The following is a 15,735-nucleotide window of genomic DNA, read 5'->3' on the forward strand; positions in this document are numbered from 1 at the left end:
GTCGCGGCGGTTGGCGTGGCGGGTTCGAACGGGTGGCCTGTGGAGGAAGAGTTGGTTAACAGGTGGGGCTCCAGTTTGTCTCAGGGCGCGCGTAGACTCTGCTTCACCGACGCGCTGGGGCGTCATGACTTCTGGGGGTCTTGCCATGTTTGCTGCTGGGGACAATTCGCGCGCGCTTGGAGTACGACGGCGGCGCTGGGCGGCGGTGCGGTCAGTCGCTGTCGGTTTGGGCTTGGCGCTGTTGTTGGGAGCCTTCAGTTCGCCCGGATCGCCGGCTGTGGCTGATGCGGTGACGGACATCGTTCCTGTGGGCGACAAACCTGGTGCCATCGCCGTGAACCCTGTGACGAACAAGGCGTACGTTGCCTCATTCGAAGGCGTTTCGGTCATCAACGGAACGTCCGACGGAGGCCTCCTGTACTCGGGAGACATGCCCGTGGACGTTGCCGTGAACTCGGCGACGAACAAGATCTACGTCAGCGAGATCGGCGGCTCGGTTGCCGTTGTAAATGGGGTTTCCGGTGCCGTGACGTGGGTTCCCGTGGGGGCTGAGCCGGGCGTTGTGGCAGTGAACGAGACGACCAACAAGATCTACGTGGCCGTGAAGACCGGCCTCACCATCATTGATGGGGCTACGAACACGACCACCTCTGTGCCATTCGACGGAGGTGCGCAGGACATCCTGGTGAATTCCGTGACGGACAAGGTCTATGTTCAGTCCAGTGGCACCATCAAGGTCATCAACGCCAGCGGCAATCTCTCCTCAACGATCGTCATCGGCGCAGGCATCTTGGGCGCAGCGATGAACGAGACAACGAACAAGCTTTACATCACGACGATCAGCAGGTTCGGGCCACGGCTCTCCGTAATCAACGGCGCAACCGACACCAGTGGAGCGAGCCTCACGTTCTCGCAGACCGTCGGCACCCTCGCGGTTAATCCTGGGACGAACAAGATATACGTAGCCGCAGACAGTGCTTCAACGGACGGCTTTGTGAAAATCATTGATGGGGCGGCCTTCACGGAAGTGACCACCATCAGCACCGCCACACGTGTCAGCGAGATCGTCGTGAACCCCACGAGCAACAAGGTCTATGCGCCGACCAACGGCGGGGGCACCGTCATCATCAATGGCCAGAGCAACAGCAGCTACGCCGTTTACACAGGCAGCGAGCCGGTCTCCGCTGCCGTCAACACCTCCACCAACAAGGCGTACGTCGTCAGCTACGGCACTGCTTCTGTGCGGATCATCGACGGGACCGTGGAGCAGCCTGTCAAGAATGATTTCAACGGGGACGGGTTCACGGACGTTTTGGCTCGGGAAGCTTCCGGCGTCCTGTGGCTCTACCCGGGGGATGGCTCGGGCGGGTGGCTGAATCGCGTTCAAGTAGGGCAGGGCTGGAACATCATGACGGCTCTGGTTACTCCCGGCGACTTCAACGGCGACGGGAATGCCGACGTCCTTGCCCGTGATGGCGGAGGGCTGCTCTGGCTCTACCCCGGCAATGGCTCGAGTGGTTGGCTGCCTCGTGTGCAGGTAGGCATGGGCTGGGCTGGCATGACCGCGATCGAGTCCGTCGGGGACTTCAACGGCGACACCTTCGTGGATATCGCTGCCCGTACCGCCTCAGGCGTTCTGTGGGTGTACCGGGGTAACGGCTCCGGCGGTTGGCTGTCTGCCATCCAGGTGGGGACCGGTTGGAACGGAATGTCCGAGATGACCGGCGTCGGCGACTTCAACAGCGACGGCACGCCCGATGTTGCCGCCAGGGACTCCTCCGGTGTGCTCTGGCTTTACCCAGGCAACGGCTCCGGTGGATGGCTGCCGCAGCGGGCTATTGGGCAGGGCTGGAACGTCATGAACTCGCTGCTTGGTCCGGGTGACTTCGACGGTGATGGACGTGCAGACATCCTCGCGCGGAACGCCGCGGGTGAGCTTTGGTTGTACGCGGGCATTGGGGGAGCTGCATGGCCCACGGCTTCCCGCGTGGGTACGGGGTGGGGCGGGATGACGGCGATTCTGTGAGGTAGCTGGGAAGGCTGTAGACTCCGCTCATCGACGCGGCAGTCGCGTCTCACTTTCTGGGGGTCTCATGAACTCTGTCGCGTCTGGTTCAACTGTGTCCGCATTGAAGAAGTTGGGTCGAAAGCGTACGACGGCGGCGCTCGCCGTTGTGGGTGCGCTGACCCTTTCGCTGTTGGTCGGGTCGCCGGCGAGGGCTGACTCCACGTCGTTCGATATCGCTGTGGGTACAGCGCCGCATGACATTGCAGTGTCAGGCAATGGGGACGTCTACGTGGCCACCGACAGCGGAGTCTCCGTCATCGATGCGGAAACCCGAAAAGTGACGACAGTTGACGTGGGTGGCGTCGCTCAGGGTGTTGCGACCTTGGGAAGCAGCAGTGCCTACGTCAGCGTTGCAGGCAAAGCGGGTGCTGCAGGGTCCGTGGTCATCATGAATGAGGCCACGGTCGCGGGAAGGGTCAAAACAGGAGCCAACCCGCGCACAGTGGCCATTAACCAGGTCACCCGGAAAGTGTATGTTTCCTACAGCTACGGGATCACCGTCATTGACCCCTGGGCTGAACATGCGACGGTCGATATCCCCTACTACAACTCAACTCCGCGGAGCATGGTTGTGGATTCATCGCGAAACAGGGTGTTCGTCCCTACCAGCGGTGGCGTTCTCACTGTCATCGACGGACAGACGAACTTCAAGAACGTTTATGTGTTGGGCGGCGGTGATGCGATTGGTCATGCCGTCAACACCCGGACCAACGAGGTCTTTCAAACCCTTGCGGGAAGTTATCTAGGCCGTCCGCAAAGCGATTTGGGAATCGTTGAAGATTCCGCCCATGCGAGCTTTCTGTACCGGCAGGATGAGACTTTCGGGAAGGTGGCTGTGGATTCCTGGACCGGTAATGTTTATGTCGAGTCCACGAATGCTGGTGGCAGTTCGTCGATTGTGCTGGTGAATCCGGCAACGGGGCGGAAGATCGCCCAGATTAGCGTCCCCAGCGAGCCGACCGCATTGGCCGTCGATTCCACGCGCCACAGAACATATGCTCCGTTGAGCCGTGGGGGTGTATCCGTCATCGACTCATCCAACACCTCGTCAGTTGTTCGAACCGGAGTTCAACCTGTAGCCGTTGCGGTCCACGAGTACACGGGCGCAACGTACGTGGCGAATCAGGGAAGTGCCTCGGTGACGGTTGTTCAGTCCGCCGATCCCAGACCCGTGAAGAACGATTTCAACAACGATCGAAATGCAGACGTTTTAGCGCGTGACGGCTCCGGCGTCCTCTGGCTCTACCCGGGGGACGGTGCTGGCGATTGGCTCGACAGGCGCCAAGTCGGCCAAGGCTGGAACGTTATGACGTCTATGGTTACTCCTGGCGATTTCAACGGTGACGGCTATTCAGATATCCTAGCCCGCGACTCATCCGGCGTGCTGTGGCTGTATGGCGGGAACGGCTCTGCCGGTTGGTTGCCACGTGTGCAGATCGGGGTGGGTTGGAGCGGCATGACCGCAATCACCTCTGCAGGTGATTTTAATGGCGACGGCAACCTGGACGTTGCGGCACGGGATGGTAGCGGCGTCTTGTGGTTGTACCCAGGAAATGGCAAGGGCGCCTGGCTGACCAGGGTCCAGATCGGTTCTGGCTGGTCATCCATGACGGACATCGTGGGCGTGGGTGACTTCAACACCGACGGCTCATCTGACGTGATGGCACGGGATTCCGGTGGCCGGCTATGGCTCTACCCCGGAAACGGCGCAGGCGGCTGGTTGCCCCAAGTGCAGTACGGCCAGGGATGGAATGGCATGACGGCACTCTTCGCAACAGGTGACTTTAGCGGTGATCGAAAAGCGGACATTATGGCGAGGGACGCCAACGGAGCCATGTGGCTCTTCTCGGGCAGCGGCGGCGCCAAATGGCCTATTGGAAGTGTCATCGGTCAGGGCTGGAACGGCATGACCGCAATTCTCTAATGTGAGAAACGGCAAAACCCCCGAGTGCGGTTCACGCGGTCGGGGGTTTTGACGTTCCGTGTGCTTATTTTGTGGCGACGAATACCTTGTCGCCAAACATTCCTGCTCGGACTGCCAGGACCCCTTGTCCAGCAGTCGCGCTGGGAACCTCGAAGGCTTTATTTCCCGTTGCGGTGGCACCCTTATACAGGGTGCTCATGTTGTCGATGGAGTCGGGTGCCACGGCGAGCGACTTGGTGCCATCGACGGTGTTGCCGTCGGCAGTAACGTAATCGACCGATACGAAGACGGGCATCTGTCCGTTGGCATCGTCACCTGTGTAGGTTGCAGAGTAGTTGACCAGGATGTACTCCGATCCGGCAACAGGTGCTTTGTTGAATTGGTTGGCTGCCACCACAGCATCCGTAGCAGCCAACGTGACCGAGTTTATGACTACACGCCAATCCTTTGACTCAATGACCGAACCAATGGGATATGGGTTTTCTCGAGTTCCGGCATTCGCAGCTGTGTCGGTTTTGGCTCCGCTGTCCGTGGCTCCATCCTTGGAAGGCTCTACAACTGTCGTATCGCCGCTGCCAAAGGCGTTGTCAAATGAGGTCGCCACAACGGCAGTAAAGACGACCACTCCAACAATCGTGCCGACTACGGACGTGATCAGAGCTGTGACTCCCATCCATTTGGCTTTGTCCTTCAGGAAAAGGGAGACGATAGCCAAGATGAATGCGATAGGCAGCAAGACCCAGCCGACTATCAGGGCGCCTGGAACGCAAGCAAAAATAAACCCCAGCACGGCTGTTATGAGCGCAATAAGGCCGACCACGTTTAGCTGTTTCTTCGTATTCGTCGGCGATGCGGGGAGGTTGTATGGCGGGGCACCTGTGCCTTGCGCATACTGAGGTTGTTGGGGATGAGGGTAAGGCTGCTGTGAGCCGTCCCCCGGAAGCTCTGGAGTTGTCATGGCATCACTATTGCAGAGCCAAACACCTTAGGCACGATTCCATAAATTGCGTTTCAATAACTTAGTGCTACAAGTCCTTTTCCTTATGTGATGCCAGGCTTCCATTTGTACTGCAAAAGGATTGTGTTCTCGTTTCTCGAAGCTTGAGTCTCACGGTCGCCTGATTCAGGGACGTTAGGCATCGTCACCCCGCGCACGCTTCAGATCCTTCCGCAGCCCACGGTTATCGGCGCGCAACTCCCGGTTGTCGTCAACCAGCCCCCGGTTGTCCTCCGTCAGCCCGCGGTTCTCGGCCTCCAACTCGAGCACCAGCTTCACTCCGGCCAGGTTCAGCCCCTCATCCAGGAGTGCGCCGATCCGCCGCAGGGTCGCAAGGTCGTCCTCGCTGTAACGCCGGGTGCCGCCGTCGGTCCTTTCCGGGGTGACCAGCCCTTTGCGCTCGTACTGCCTGATGTTCTGCTGCCCCGTGCCAACCAGTTCCGCCGCCACTGAGATCGCGTAGACGCCGCGAGCGTCCCGGCCACCGGCAGAGGTGCCGTCCGCCCCGGAAGCAGCCGGGCCGCCGTCGTGCGTCTCCGCAGCAGCGCCGTCCGAACCTGCCATCAAGAACCTCCGAGAATCTTCGAAAACCTACTTGCACTACTTTCTCACCAGTGCTATAAAAAATCTATACCAGCCACCACAGATCAGGGAAGGCTGGGAGAACAACAAATCAGCATCACGACCAGAGGAGTGAGAACAAAATGCTGATGCGCACTGACCCGTTCCGCGAATTCGACAGGCTCGCCCAACAGGTTTTTGGCACAACAGCACGACCTGCCGGAATGCCCATGGATGCCTGGCAGGAGGGCGAGGAGTTTGTCGTTGCCTTTGATTTGCCCGGTGTGAGCCCCGACTCCGTCGACCTCGACGTCGAGCGCAACGTCCTCACGGTCAAGGCAGAACGGAAGTCGCCGGCCGGCGAGAACTCAGAGATGATCGCCGCCGAACGTCCGCAAGGCGTCTTCAGCCGGCAACTGATCCTGGGCGACACCTTGGACACCGAAGGCGTCAAGGCCAGCTACGACGCGGGCGTGCTGACACTCCGCATCCCCGTCGCCGAGAAGGCCAAGCCGCGGCGCATCGAAATCACGTCCAACGAACAACGTCAAGAGATCAACGCCTAATCCTCTGCCCTGCCGGAAGGCTTCCCCGGGGGTGGCCAACCGGCAGGGCGCCGACCGGGAACAACGGAGGCGGCCGCATCGGAATAGTTGGGCGCAGGCTTCGTGCCACGTCACAGCGTTTTTTAGCGCACATGAAAGCGGTCCCCGCCCGTCGTCTCCCGATTGATGGCCCCCGGTTCACCCCGGGGGCCATCCCCAAGTCTGCTGCAGGAAACCGGAACCAACCGTGAGCGATCAACCTGACCACTACGCCACTTTGCACGTGTCGCCGGACGCGACGACCCGTGAGATCGCCCGCGCCTACCGCACGCTGCTCCGGACCCATCACCCGGATACACGCCAAAAGGTCGACGACGGCGACACCACCTCCGCGGCCGACCTCCAGGAACTGCACGCCATCATGCAGGCGTACGTCGTGTTGTCGGACCCAGGAAAGCGGGCGGCTTACGATCAGGCGCGGCGGAGCGGTGTGCCCGCAGGAAGGCCCGGAACGCCGGTCAACGTGCGAGTCCATCGACGCGAACCAGCGGCCAGCAAGGAACCAGGGCATCCCCAGCCGCCCTTGTCTTTCGGGCCAACCCGTTGGGAGCCTTCATCCAGAACCCTCAGAACACCAAGGAGCCATTCATGAGTGCCTGGCGTCCCTACGACGGCCACATCATTCCCGCGTTCTACGAACGGTTCGAGAAACGCTGGGGGAGGGGAACGGCTCCATTCCTGGACCCCGAGGTCCACGAACAGCCGATGCCCCGTGCCCAGTGGATCAACCCGGATACCGGGGCTGCGGTTGCTGTGGTGCCCATCTGGACCGACGACCCTGAGCATCGCTCATTTGGCGTGTTCTACCTCCCGCCGGCTGGGGACATCTGGATGCTCCGCCCCGGCCCCACCACGTTTCTGGAACCCAGTGCAGGGGCCAGCGGGGAGCAGGTGACACTCCGCAACGACGCTTTCAAGAAGGCCGTCAACCACGCCAAGGAGTTCATCTACGGGCCCCAGCTCTAGCGGGCTCACCCGAGGGGTTGGCTCTCGGCCCTAAGCGAGCCCTCAAAGTGCTGAGATGTCGCCCCTCGGCGCTTGGAGCAAAAGCGGACGCATCCTGACCTCAAGTAGTCGTAGCCTGAAAGTACTGAACTCCCGACGAAGAGGACACAGTCATGACCGCGGCAAACCCGAGTATCAGCACAGTTCCCAGCGGCTACTCCAGCGTCAGTCCGTGGCTCATCACGCGTGACACCAACGCCCTCTTCGAGTTCATCACCGCAGCGTTTGGCGCAGAGGAGATCGACCGCGTCGTCGGGGAAGACGGCACCATCGGGCACGCGGAGGCGCGGATTGGCGACTCAGTAGTCCTCGCGTTCGACGGCCGACCGCACTGGCCCGAAACGCCGTCGTACCTTCGCCTGTACACGCACGACGCCGACGCCGCCTTCCACGCCGCCCTCGCTGCGGGTGCCACCGCAGTTTCGGTCCTCGACAACAGCGCCTGGGGTGACCGGGGCGCCCGGATCCAGGACCCGTTGGGCAACGTCTGGTGGATCATGTCGCACATGGAGGACGTCTCCGACGACGAAGCGGCCAGCCGCTGGGACGCCCCGGAATACGCCGCCGGAATGGAGTACGCGGTCGAATCCCTCCGACGGCATATGACCGGTCAGCCGGATGCGCCGGTCCCGAATGAGGTCAAGGCGATGGCTCCGGTGACACGTACCGAAGGAGTCCCTGCCGTCCCGGCCGGATATCGATCCGTTGAGCCCTGGATAATCTCGGGCAGCACTCCGGAACTCCTCGACTTCATCACGGGTGCGTTCGGCGCCAAGGAAGCGTTTCGCGTCCCGATGGAGGATGGGTCGATCGGGCACGCTGAAGCCAAGATCGGCGACTCGAACATCCTCGCCTTTGATTCCCAGCCCGACTGGCCTCCTACTCCTGCTTTCCTGCGGGTCTACGTCGACGACGGCGATGCCGCCTTCGCTGCTGCCCTCGCCGTTGGTGCCACGGCAGTCACGAATATGACGGAGATGTTCTGGGGAGACGTAGTGGGCCGGGTCCGGGATCCGTTGGGAAACCTTTGGTGGATCCACTCCCGCTTTGCTGAGCCCACCGAAGAAGAGGCCTACGAGCGGATGATGGATCCGAAGTTCGTGAAAGCCATGGAGTACGTGTCGGGAGTGGACTTCTTCGCGAAGGGTTAGCTCTCGGCCGTAAAGCAACCACCCGCCGTCGTACTTCTCGCCGAAGGGTCAGCTCTCGGCACTAAGCGAGCCCCAAAGTGCCGAGACGTCGCCCCTCGGGGAAGGCGGGGAAGATCACGACCCAAAAGAAGGCTGGTGCAGCCTAAGGAGAGAATCCCGAGGCGGCTGCACCAGCTGCTAGTACGACTTTCTGTTATGAGTTGTGACACCTATCCATTGGCCGCTCCTAGTTCCCGGCTTCGATTGTTTCCGGGCCTTGCAAAGTCTGTGCAGGTGGGGGCGGAGCTGAGATGGTCGGTGAGGGCTCCGTGCCCGGGAGAACACCTCCCATTTTACGGCGGCTTCGTGGAAAAAGCGCTGGAATTCGCGGTATTTCAGGGGCGCCTGCGGGGTGGGAGCGGCCTGCCGTGGCACGATAGATCACGATGAAACTGCGCGCTGATCAGACCGGAAACCGTGGCCTCCCGATGCCCCTTTGGCTGCAGGGTGGTTTGGAAGCGGCGCAGGCAGCGTTCATTTCGGCCATCGTTGTGGTGTTGCCGCTGGTGGGAGTGTGGGCAACCGATGGTTTCCAGGACCGGAACGTCGACTCCCTGGCCCGTTTGGGCGGCCAGGCGTGGCTGCTGATCCATGGTGTTCCGCTGGAGCTGGCGCAGGTCAATATCGGGACTGCGGCCCAGCCGGGGTCGGGTCTGCTGTCCCTCATTCCGCTGGGGTTGACGCTCATCCCGTTCCTGCTTGCGTGGCGTGCGGGTCGTCGGCTCGCCCGGGCCTCCTACACCGACCAACTGTGGCAGGCATTCCTCGGCGCTTTCGTTGTGTACGCGGCGTTCGGGGCCGCCACCGGCTTCGTGTGCCGCACCCCTGAAGTAGTCATCAACCTCTGGTTCGCCATGACCATCCCCCTGGTGTCCTTCGGACTAGGCATGATTGTGGGCGCTCGCCGAGAGGCCGGTTCGTGGAGCCGACTGATCGGCGTCGACGCCGTTGCGTGGCTCGCGAAGACCAGCCAGCATTCGCGCTGGGCGGGCTCCTACGTGGGCTCGGCGTTGAAGGCCGGATTCGTCGCGGCGATGGCTTCGGTCTGTTTGGCCGCGGTCCTGCTGGCCGTCACCATCGTGTGGCACTGGACGGACATCATCGCCGTCTACGAAGGCATCCAGGCCGGCGCCCTCGGGGGAGCCGTGCTCACCATCGCGCAGCTGGGCTTCCTGCCGAACCTCGTCATTTTCGCTCTTTCATGGTCCACCGGCGCGGGCTTCTCGCTCGGCGTCGGCTCCACGGCGGGTCCGCTTGGGACGGCGGTCGGGCCGCTCCCGGCCGTCCCGGTCCTCGGCGCCCTCCCCGCAGGACAGCTGGACGCCGGCGCCATGGCACTCGCGCTGCCCGTCGTCGCCGGTATCCTTGCGGGCTGGTGGTTCCTCCGCGAAGGCGAGAACCACTTTGACGAGTGGCTCTCCATCAAGATCAAAGCCCGATGGTTCACAGCCGCCGCCTCAACCCTGTTCCTGGGTGTGTTCATTGGCGCCGTTGCGGGGCTCCTTGGTGGTGCCTTGGCGTGGATCTCCCGCGGTTCGGCCGGGATTGGGAGGCTCACGGAAATCGGACCCCACCCGCTGTGGACGGCAGTCTGGCTGGCCGCGGAAGTGGGTATCGGCGTCGTGATTGGCTACGCAGTGGGGCCGTGGCTGGAACGCAGCCAGAAGCAGCGCGAAGCGAACCTCGACGAAGCAGCGTACGACGACGAACACGCCTGAGCTGGTCCTCGTCCGTCAGCGCTGGGCAACTGCCGCGAACGGGGTTAGCGAAGCGGTCCCGGCATGGAGTTCTCGAGCTGCGTCAGGCACTGCGATTTGGCGGATTCCGTCAGCGCCCCGCGGGAGCAGTCCTGGTACTGGCTGACCTGGTTGAAGAAGAGCACCGACGTCAGGATGAGCAGGCACATCACGGCCGTGACCACCAGGCCTGAGATCGTCCCGAGGAGAATCAGCCGGGGGTGCTTGTACTTCAGCGTGCGGACCAGGACGACGATCCCCAGCACCATACCCGCGAGCGTCAGAATGGCGCTCAACCACACATAGTTCACGTTCAGGGAGAACACGAAGAACGCGCCCAACGCCGTCAAAAGGAATGCACGGAACAGGATCTGGGTCTTGCCGAGGGCGGACTTTTCGGCCTCGGAGCGGGGTTGCTGGCTCGGCTTGGGACCGACGTCGGGATTCATGTTTTCCAGCCTACGCGAGCCGCCCATAAGCTAGTGCAATGCGCATTGTTGTCCTCGTCTCCGGTACCGGTTCCAATCTTCAGGCAGTCATCGACGCCGTGAAGTTGGGTGAACTGGATGTCGAGATCGCCGCCGTGGGCGCCGACCGCCCCGACACGTACGGCGTGGAGCGCTCCGATGAGGCCGGCATCGAGACCTTCGTGGTCAACTTCAACTCGTTTGAAACCCGCGCTGAATGGGACACCGCCCTGCGCGACAAGGTGCTTTCCTACAGCCCGGACGTCGTAGTGTCCTCCGGATTCATGAGGATCGTCAGCGAAGACTTCATCAACGCTTTCGACGGCAAGTACGTCAACACACACCCCGCGCTGCTTCCGTCCTTCCCGGGCGCCCACGGAGTACGCGATGCAATTGCGTACGGCGTGAAGGTCACGGGCTGCACCGTTCACTGGGCCGACGCCGGCGTGGACACAGGGCCCATCATCGCCCAGGAAGCCGTCGCAGTGCTTCCGGAGGACTCCGAGGAATCCCTGCACGAGCGCATCAAGGTAGTGGAGCGCCGCCTGCTGGTCCAGACCCTGCGGGACCTCGCAGCCGCCCCCGCGTAGCGCGCCCCACCCAAGTAGCGCGCCCCACCCAACTGAGTAACAGCAAGTGTTCCACTCAGCCCTGAGTAGAGCGTTTGCTGTTACCTAGTTGGGTGGCAGGAACGAAAGGCTGTGGATAACGCCCCACGCTCCCGGCACATTTGCCAGCATGGGCTGATGAAGATCCCGCGGCCGCTCCCGGCAGACCTCACTTCGAAGCCCTTTACAAGGCAGGAAGCGCTCGACGCCGGAGTGTCAGTTGGGCGACTGCGTTACCGGGATCTGGACTCGCCAAGCCGTCAGATATATGTACCCGGCTCCGTTGACGAGTTGCAGTTGACCGATCGCGCCAGACCCTTGACGTTGGTCACGCCGTTCTCCGCGGCTTCGCATGCGACGGCGTTCCTTCTTTGGGGGTTTCCCGGATTCCTCCCACGCAGCCATGAGCCGGGTATTCACATTTCGCGACCTGACACCGTCGGAATCCCGCGCCGCCGGGGCGTGATCGGGCATAGGGGACAGTTCTTCGAAGACGAGATCACCACTTTGGATGGAATGTACATCACCAGCCGGGCCCGGACATGGCTGGACTGTGCCCGGAGAATGGATATTGATGAGATCACTGTCGTGGCTGACCATCTGTTGCGTGTGCCCAACCCGGAATTTGAAGGACGCAGTTCCCCGTATTGCACCATGGATGAGCTCGAAGAGATGCTTGACCGGCACTGGGGGACACCGGGTATCCGAAAGGCCCGCCCCGCCTTGGAACAAGCTTGCGTGGGTGCCGACTCCGCACCCGAAACGCGACTTAGGCTGGCGCTGAACAGGGCTGGGCTGCCCACAGCGGAAGTCAACGTGCCCACGGAACTGAGTCCCGGCGTCGTACGTCAACCGGACCTGGCGTATCGCGAACAGCGTGTTGCCGTGGAATACGAAGGTGAGGGTCATTCAGATCCGGAGCAGATTGTCCGGGACATAGCCCGTGAGGAAGACTTCAGCCGCGCAGGATGGACCTTGGTGAGGATCTCAAAGCGGCACATGGGCAACGACGCGAGGTCCGCCGTGGCCAAAGTGCGCAGGGCGCTTGAACAACGCGGCTGGGCTCCCAACTAGGTAACAGTAAACGTCCCACTGAGCGCTCAATGGGACGTTTACTGTTACCTAGTTGGGTTAGGAGAGGACGCGCTGCTTCGTCTCCGGGGCGAAGAACGCCATCCACAGCACGGACAGCAGCACCAGGCCCCCAGCCATCGCGAACGACTGCGCCAACCCGAACTCGGGCCAGAAGAAGGAGGCGAACACCAGCGGGCCGAAGCCGGCGCCGATGCGGGAGAACGTCGAAGCCCAGCCGAAGCCCGAGCCGCGAAGTTCGGTCGGGTACAGCTCGGACACGTAGGCGTACAGGACCGGAATGGCCACCTGGACCACGAAGCCGAACACCAGCAGCCAGAACACAGCAGCAGACGGCACATCCACCACGAACGCCACGATCACCAAGGTCAGCGCGGACAACGGACCAGTGATGGCAAGGATCCACTTGCGTCCCACCCGCTCCACCAGCAGCGCTGCCACCACCACGCCCAGAAGTCCGACGGCGGCCATGCTCGCCGTCGTGACGAACGCCTTGTACTCCTCGAATCCGGCGCCGATAAGAATGCGCGGCATCCACGTGAGGGACAAGTAATAGACCAACAGGATGCTGAAGAACAGGGCCCAGGCCGCGGTCGTGATCTTCCAATTAAACTGCCAGATCCCGCGCAACTGTGCCCACGCGCTGCCGGGGGAGAGGCGCGGTGCGGCCTGCGGTTCGGGCAAACTGTATGCGCGGGGCTCGGCACCGGTGGCTTCCACCAGACCGTCAATCACCGCCGCCGCCTCTTGCCGTCTACCCGCTCGAATCAAGAACAGCGGAGATTCCGGCACCGAACGCCGAACCCAGAAAACGAGCAATGCGGGCAACACCATGATGAGCATCGTGAGCCGCCAATCGCCGAAGGCAGCAACCAGGCCGGCGGAGACGAAACCACAGAGCGCAGCACCGATCGGCCACCACCCGTCCATGGCCGTCAGCACCTTGCCGCGTTGTTTCCGGGGAGTGAACTCACCCACCAGCGCGTAATCCACGGGGATGCAGCCGCCCAAGCCGAAGCCGGCCATGAAGCGGAAGATGCAGAACCACACGATGTCCGGCGCAAAAGCACCCAGGACCGTGAAGATGCTGAAAATCAGGAGGGTCGCTGTGAAGGCTTTCTTGCGGCCAATGGTGTCGGCAATGGTGCCCCACGCGAACGCACCCACGGCCATGCCGATCAGGTTGGCCGTGCCGATCCACGCAGCGTCAGTCGGTTGCAGCGACCAGTGCTTGGACAGCAGTGGTATCAGGATGCCGTTGAGCGTGACATCCCAAGCGTCGAACATGAACCCGAGCCCGCCGATCAGGAAAATCCGTCCCTGGACCTTCCACCGCCATGGCAGTTCCTGCACAACTTGCTCGCCGCTGGGCACGGCTGTGTATGTATTCATTGGGCCTCCTGCATGCAACTTTATGCGTTGTGCACCGAGCGGAAGTCCGCGTTACTTCTGGTTCTCGATTGCCCTTCGGAGGAAACCACCGGCTTCCTCCAACGCACCCTTGGCCTGACCAGCCTCGATGCCTGTCAGGAGCACCAAAATAGCCGCCTTCACGGAACCACCAACGGCGTCCAAAGCAGTGGCAGCTTCTTGGGCCGACACTCCGGTGGCGTGCTGGACCGTCCGCTGCGAACGGGCGAGCAACTTCTCGTTCGTCGCCCGGAGATCCACCATCAGGTTTCCGTAGGTCTTGCCGAGCTTCACCATCACCAAAGTGCTAATCATGTTGAGGACAAGTTTCTGGGCGGTACCCGAGTTCAGCCTGGTCGAGCCCGCAATAAACTCCGGACCTACGACAACCTCAATCGCCGCGTCCGCCAGGTGACTCACGGCCGAGCCCTTGTTGCACGCCAGCGACGCCGTAAACGCACCCCGTTTCCGCGCTTCTTCCAGCGCACCGATCACGTACGGCGTCCTGCCGGAGGCGGTAATACCCACGACGGCGTCTGCTTCCGTCACGTTGATGTCGTGCAGGTCGCGCGCGCCAGCCGTTGCGTTGTCCTCTGCGTACTCCACCGGATGTTGGATGGCTTTGGTGCCGCCCGCAATAAGTCCGACGACGAGACCCGGCGGGGTGCCGAATGTCGGCGGGCACTCGCTCGCGTCGAGCACACCCAACCGTCCGGCCGTTCCCGCTCCCACATACAAAAGGCGCCCGCCGCGCTGGAGTCGCTCCGCAACGGCGTCGACCGTTTGAACTATCGCCGGGCTCGCAGCCTCAACGGCAGCATGTACTCCTGCACTGTGGGCAAGCATCGCGGAAACGAGTTCTTCAGTGCCCAGGATGTCCAGATTGTCCAAACCCTCGGCAGTGGCCTCGGTCGCCAACCCGGCGAGTTCCGTGCGCAGGCCCGCAAGTTTGTCGGCGTCAGTCGGGCCAGTTTGTTCCGTCACGGTGGATGTACCTTTCCTGGATGAGCCCGCGGCGCGTCGCAGCGAGGGCAGCACCATCCAAGCCATCGCCGAGTGGCGCCACCACCTCAATCCCAGCCGAAGCGAGGGACTTCCGCAAGAGCGCCGCGAAGAACTCCGATCCCACCACTCCACCCAGGAGCGCCACGCGCGGCGTGCTGCCGCGCTCACCACTGGACGCGAGCTTCACCGTGTGGGTCAGAATGCGGCACGCCTCGCCGACGATGTCATGCGCGACGGCGTCACCCGCCTCCGCTGCGTGCAGAACCAGCGGCGTGAACCGGGCCATCGCACGGTACGGGTTTTCGCTGGCAGCGAGCCAGCCCGGGAGCATCTCCGGCGACTCGACCAGGGCGCCGGCCGCGGCCGACAACGAGGTGGCGGGGCCGCCGTCGTGCGCTTCAAGAACTGCCTGCAGACCTTGCTGGCCAATCCATCGTCCGCTGCCGCGGTCGCCAAGGTAGGGGCCCCAGCCGTCGGCCCGGTGCAGGACTCCGGCTTCATCGAAACGGAAGGCCACGGCGCCGGTCCCCACGATGAGCGTGGTGCCCGGAGCGCCTTGGAGAGCCCCGAGTTGGGCGGCTGTCGCGTCGGAAAGGACGGCTGCGGGGACACTGAATCTCTGGGCCAGCATGGTGGCGAGTTCCTGGGATTTTTCGGCGGATGCTTCGACGCCGGCCACTGCGGCGCCGATTCCTGTCAACGTGCTGACGGGGAGACCGGGCGGCAACAAGCTGACCGTCTCGAGGAGCAGCTCGAACGCCAGCGTGGGCCCGTTGTCCACGTGCACGCCGGGGAAGCCGTGCTGGTCGGCCGCGCCCAGCAACTCGCCACCGCTGCGCAACTCCACGCGGCAACGGCTCTTCCCTACATCGGCAACAAGAACGACCTCGGTGGCTTCCATGGATCAACCCTATGTTGTGAGGCCCGTTCTGCAGGGTATGGGTCGCGCTTTGCCTGCAGAGTGGGCCTCGCAGTGGGTGGGCTCGCAACGCGGGCGCAACTTCTGTGGAGGAACAGTCGCAGCGCCCCTTGGGGCCAAATCTGTGGATAACGCAATGCCGCCGACC

General features: G+C 62.5%; 15 protein-coding genes. 9 read left to right on the forward strand and 6 right to left on the reverse strand.

Going from position 1 to position 15,735, the window contains the following annotated elements:
* Window positions 1–145 precede the first annotated feature (145 nt).
* Together ABQM86_RS06460 and ABQM86_RS06465 are read left to right on the forward strand one after the other, a co-directional pair.
* Window positions 146–2,026: an FG-GAP-like repeat-containing protein gene (locus ABQM86_RS06460; RefSeq protein ID WP_369746213.1), complete on the forward strand. Its 1,881-nt coding sequence runs from the start codon at window positions 146–148 to the stop codon at window positions 2,024–2,026.
* A gap of 67 nt (window positions 2,027–2,093) precedes the next feature.
* Window positions 2,094–3,992, forward strand: a complete 1,899-nt coding sequence (locus ABQM86_RS06465) for an FG-GAP-like repeat-containing protein (RefSeq protein ID WP_369746214.1) — start codon at window positions 2,094–2,096, stop codon at window positions 3,990–3,992.
* Window positions 3,993–4,056: 64 nt separating this feature from the next.
* Here ABQM86_RS06465 and ABQM86_RS06470 read toward each other — a convergent pair whose 3' ends face one another.
* Window positions 4,057–4,950, reverse strand: a complete 894-nt coding sequence (locus ABQM86_RS06470) for a hypothetical protein (RefSeq protein WP_369746215.1) — start codon at window positions 4,948–4,950, stop codon at window positions 4,057–4,059.
* Between the two features lie 174 nt (window positions 4,951–5,124).
* Entirely contained in the window at window positions 5,125–5,553 is a 429-nt protein-coding gene (locus tag ABQM86_RS06475; RefSeq protein WP_369746216.1) for a MerR family transcriptional regulator, read from the reverse strand.
* A gap of 140 nt (window positions 5,554–5,693) precedes the next feature.
* Between ABQM86_RS06475 and ABQM86_RS06480 the strand changes: the two genes are divergently transcribed.
* The 5 genes from ABQM86_RS06480 to ABQM86_RS06500 all read left to right on the forward strand — a co-directional run bounded on the left by ABQM86_RS06480 (window position 5,694) and on the right by ABQM86_RS06500 (window position 10,068).
* Window positions 5,694–6,116, forward strand: a complete 423-nt coding sequence (locus ABQM86_RS06480; RefSeq protein ID WP_207596713.1) for an Hsp20/alpha crystallin family protein — start codon at window positions 5,694–5,696, stop codon at window positions 6,114–6,116.
* Window positions 6,117–6,342: 226 nt separating this feature from the next.
* Entirely contained in the window at window positions 6,343–6,747 is a 405-nt protein-coding gene (locus ABQM86_RS06485; protein ID WP_369746217.1) for a J domain-containing protein, read from the forward strand.
* Complete coding sequence (locus ABQM86_RS06490) at window positions 6,744–7,121, forward strand: hypothetical protein (protein WP_207596715.1); 378 nt, start codon at window positions 6,744–6,746, stop codon at window positions 7,119–7,121. Before ABQM86_RS06485 ends, ABQM86_RS06490 begins: the two co-directional genes overlap by 4 nt.
* 152 nt (window positions 7,122–7,273) lie before the next feature.
* Complete coding sequence (locus ABQM86_RS06495) at window positions 7,274–8,311, forward strand: VOC family protein (RefSeq protein ID WP_369746218.1); 1,038 nt, start codon at window positions 7,274–7,276, stop codon at window positions 8,309–8,311.
* A gap of 425 nt (window positions 8,312–8,736) precedes the next feature.
* Complete coding sequence (locus ABQM86_RS06500) at window positions 8,737–10,068, forward strand: DUF6350 family protein (protein WP_207596717.1); 1,332 nt, start codon at window positions 8,737–8,739, stop codon at window positions 10,066–10,068.
* A gap of 44 nt (window positions 10,069–10,112) precedes the next feature.
* On the opposite strand, the gene ABQM86_RS06505 is transcribed toward ABQM86_RS06500, so the two are convergent.
* Complete coding sequence (locus tag ABQM86_RS06505) at window positions 10,113–10,562, reverse strand: hypothetical protein (RefSeq protein WP_369746220.1); 450 nt, start codon at window positions 10,560–10,562, stop codon at window positions 10,113–10,115.
* An 11-nt stretch (window positions 10,563–10,573) separates the two neighbouring features.
* Here ABQM86_RS06505 and purN point away from each other — a divergent pair, with 11 nt between their 5' ends.
* Together purN and ABQM86_RS06515 are read left to right on the forward strand one after the other, a co-directional pair.
* Window positions 10,574–11,143 carry a phosphoribosylglycinamide formyltransferase gene (purN, locus tag ABQM86_RS06510; protein ID WP_369746222.1) on the forward strand — a complete coding sequence of 190 codons (570 nt, stop codon included), beginning with the start codon at window positions 10,574–10,576 and terminating at the stop codon, window positions 11,141–11,143.
* 156 nt (window positions 11,144–11,299) lie between these two features.
* Window positions 11,300–12,235: a hypothetical protein gene (locus ABQM86_RS06515; RefSeq protein WP_369746223.1), complete on the forward strand. Its 936-nt coding sequence runs from the start codon at window positions 11,300–11,302 to the stop codon at window positions 12,233–12,235.
* Between the two features lie 57 nt (window positions 12,236–12,292).
* On the opposite strand, the gene ABQM86_RS06520 is transcribed toward ABQM86_RS06515, so the two are convergent.
* From ABQM86_RS06520 to ABQM86_RS06530, 3 genes are read right to left on the reverse strand one after another with little or no spacing between them, the layout of a single operon-like run.
* Window positions 12,293–13,645 carry an MFS transporter gene (locus tag ABQM86_RS06520; RefSeq protein WP_207596721.1) on the reverse strand — a complete coding sequence of 451 codons (1,353 nt, stop codon included), beginning with the start codon at window positions 13,643–13,645 and terminating at the stop codon, window positions 12,293–12,295.
* Window positions 13,646–13,696: 51 nt separating this feature from the next.
* Window positions 13,697–14,647 (reverse strand): N-acetylmuramic acid 6-phosphate etherase, encoded by a 951-nt coding sequence (gene murQ, locus ABQM86_RS06525; RefSeq protein WP_280627377.1) that lies wholly within the window; start codon window positions 14,645–14,647, stop codon window positions 13,697–13,699.
* Complete coding sequence (locus ABQM86_RS06530) at window positions 14,622–15,569, reverse strand: N-acetylglucosamine kinase (protein WP_369746224.1); 948 nt, start codon at window positions 15,567–15,569, stop codon at window positions 14,622–14,624. The genes murQ and ABQM86_RS06530 overlap by 26 nt, the downstream gene beginning before the upstream one ends.
* Window positions 15,570–15,735: the final 166 nt, after the last annotated feature.

Source organism: Paenarthrobacter sp. AMU7 (assembly GCF_041200195.1).
In the GTDB taxonomy this organism is placed as follows: Bacteria; Actinomycetota; Actinomycetes; order Actinomycetales; family Micrococcaceae; genus Arthrobacter.

Excerpts from the sequence above, each read along its gene's own strand:
- ABQM86_RS06460 (WP_369746213.1), top strand. The coding sequence starts at position 146 with ATGTTTGCTGCTGGGGACAATTCGCGCGCGCTTGGAGTACGACGGCGG.
- ABQM86_RS06465 (WP_369746214.1), top strand. The coding sequence starts at position 2,094 with ATGAACTCTGTCGCGTCTGGTTCAACTGTGTCCGCATTGAAGAAGTTG.
- ABQM86_RS06470 (WP_369746215.1), bottom strand. The coding sequence starts at position 4,950 with ATGACAACTCCAGAGCTTCCGGGGGACGGCTCACAGCAGCCTTACCCT.
- ABQM86_RS06475 (WP_369746216.1), bottom strand. The coding sequence starts at position 5,553 with ATGGCAGGTTCGGACGGCGCTGCTGCGGAGACGCACGACGGCGGCCCG.
- ABQM86_RS06480 (WP_207596713.1), top strand. The coding sequence starts at position 5,694 with ATGCTGATGCGCACTGACCCGTTCCGCGAATTCGACAGGCTCGCCCAA.
- ABQM86_RS06490 (WP_207596715.1), top strand. The coding sequence starts at position 6,744 with ATGAGTGCCTGGCGTCCCTACGACGGCCACATCATTCCCGCGTTCTAC.
- ABQM86_RS06495 (WP_369746218.1), top strand. The coding sequence starts at position 7,274 with ATGACCGCGGCAAACCCGAGTATCAGCACAGTTCCCAGCGGCTACTCC.
- ABQM86_RS06500 (WP_207596717.1), top strand. The coding sequence starts at position 8,737 with ATGAAACTGCGCGCTGATCAGACCGGAAACCGTGGCCTCCCGATGCCC.
- ABQM86_RS06505 (WP_369746220.1), bottom strand. The coding sequence starts at position 10,562 with ATGGGCGGCTCGCGTAGGCTGGAAAACATGAATCCCGACGTCGGTCCC.
- purN (WP_369746222.1), top strand. The coding sequence starts at position 10,574 with ATGCGCATTGTTGTCCTCGTCTCCGGTACCGGTTCCAATCTTCAGGCA.
- ABQM86_RS06515 (WP_369746223.1), top strand. The coding sequence starts at position 11,300 with ATGAAGATCCCGCGGCCGCTCCCGGCAGACCTCACTTCGAAGCCCTTT.
- ABQM86_RS06520 (WP_207596721.1), bottom strand. The coding sequence starts at position 13,645 with ATGAATACATACACAGCCGTGCCCAGCGGCGAGCAAGTTGTGCAGGAA.
- ABQM86_RS06530 (WP_369746224.1), bottom strand. The coding sequence starts at position 15,569 with ATGGAAGCCACCGAGGTCGTTCTTGTTGCCGATGTAGGGAAGAGCCGT.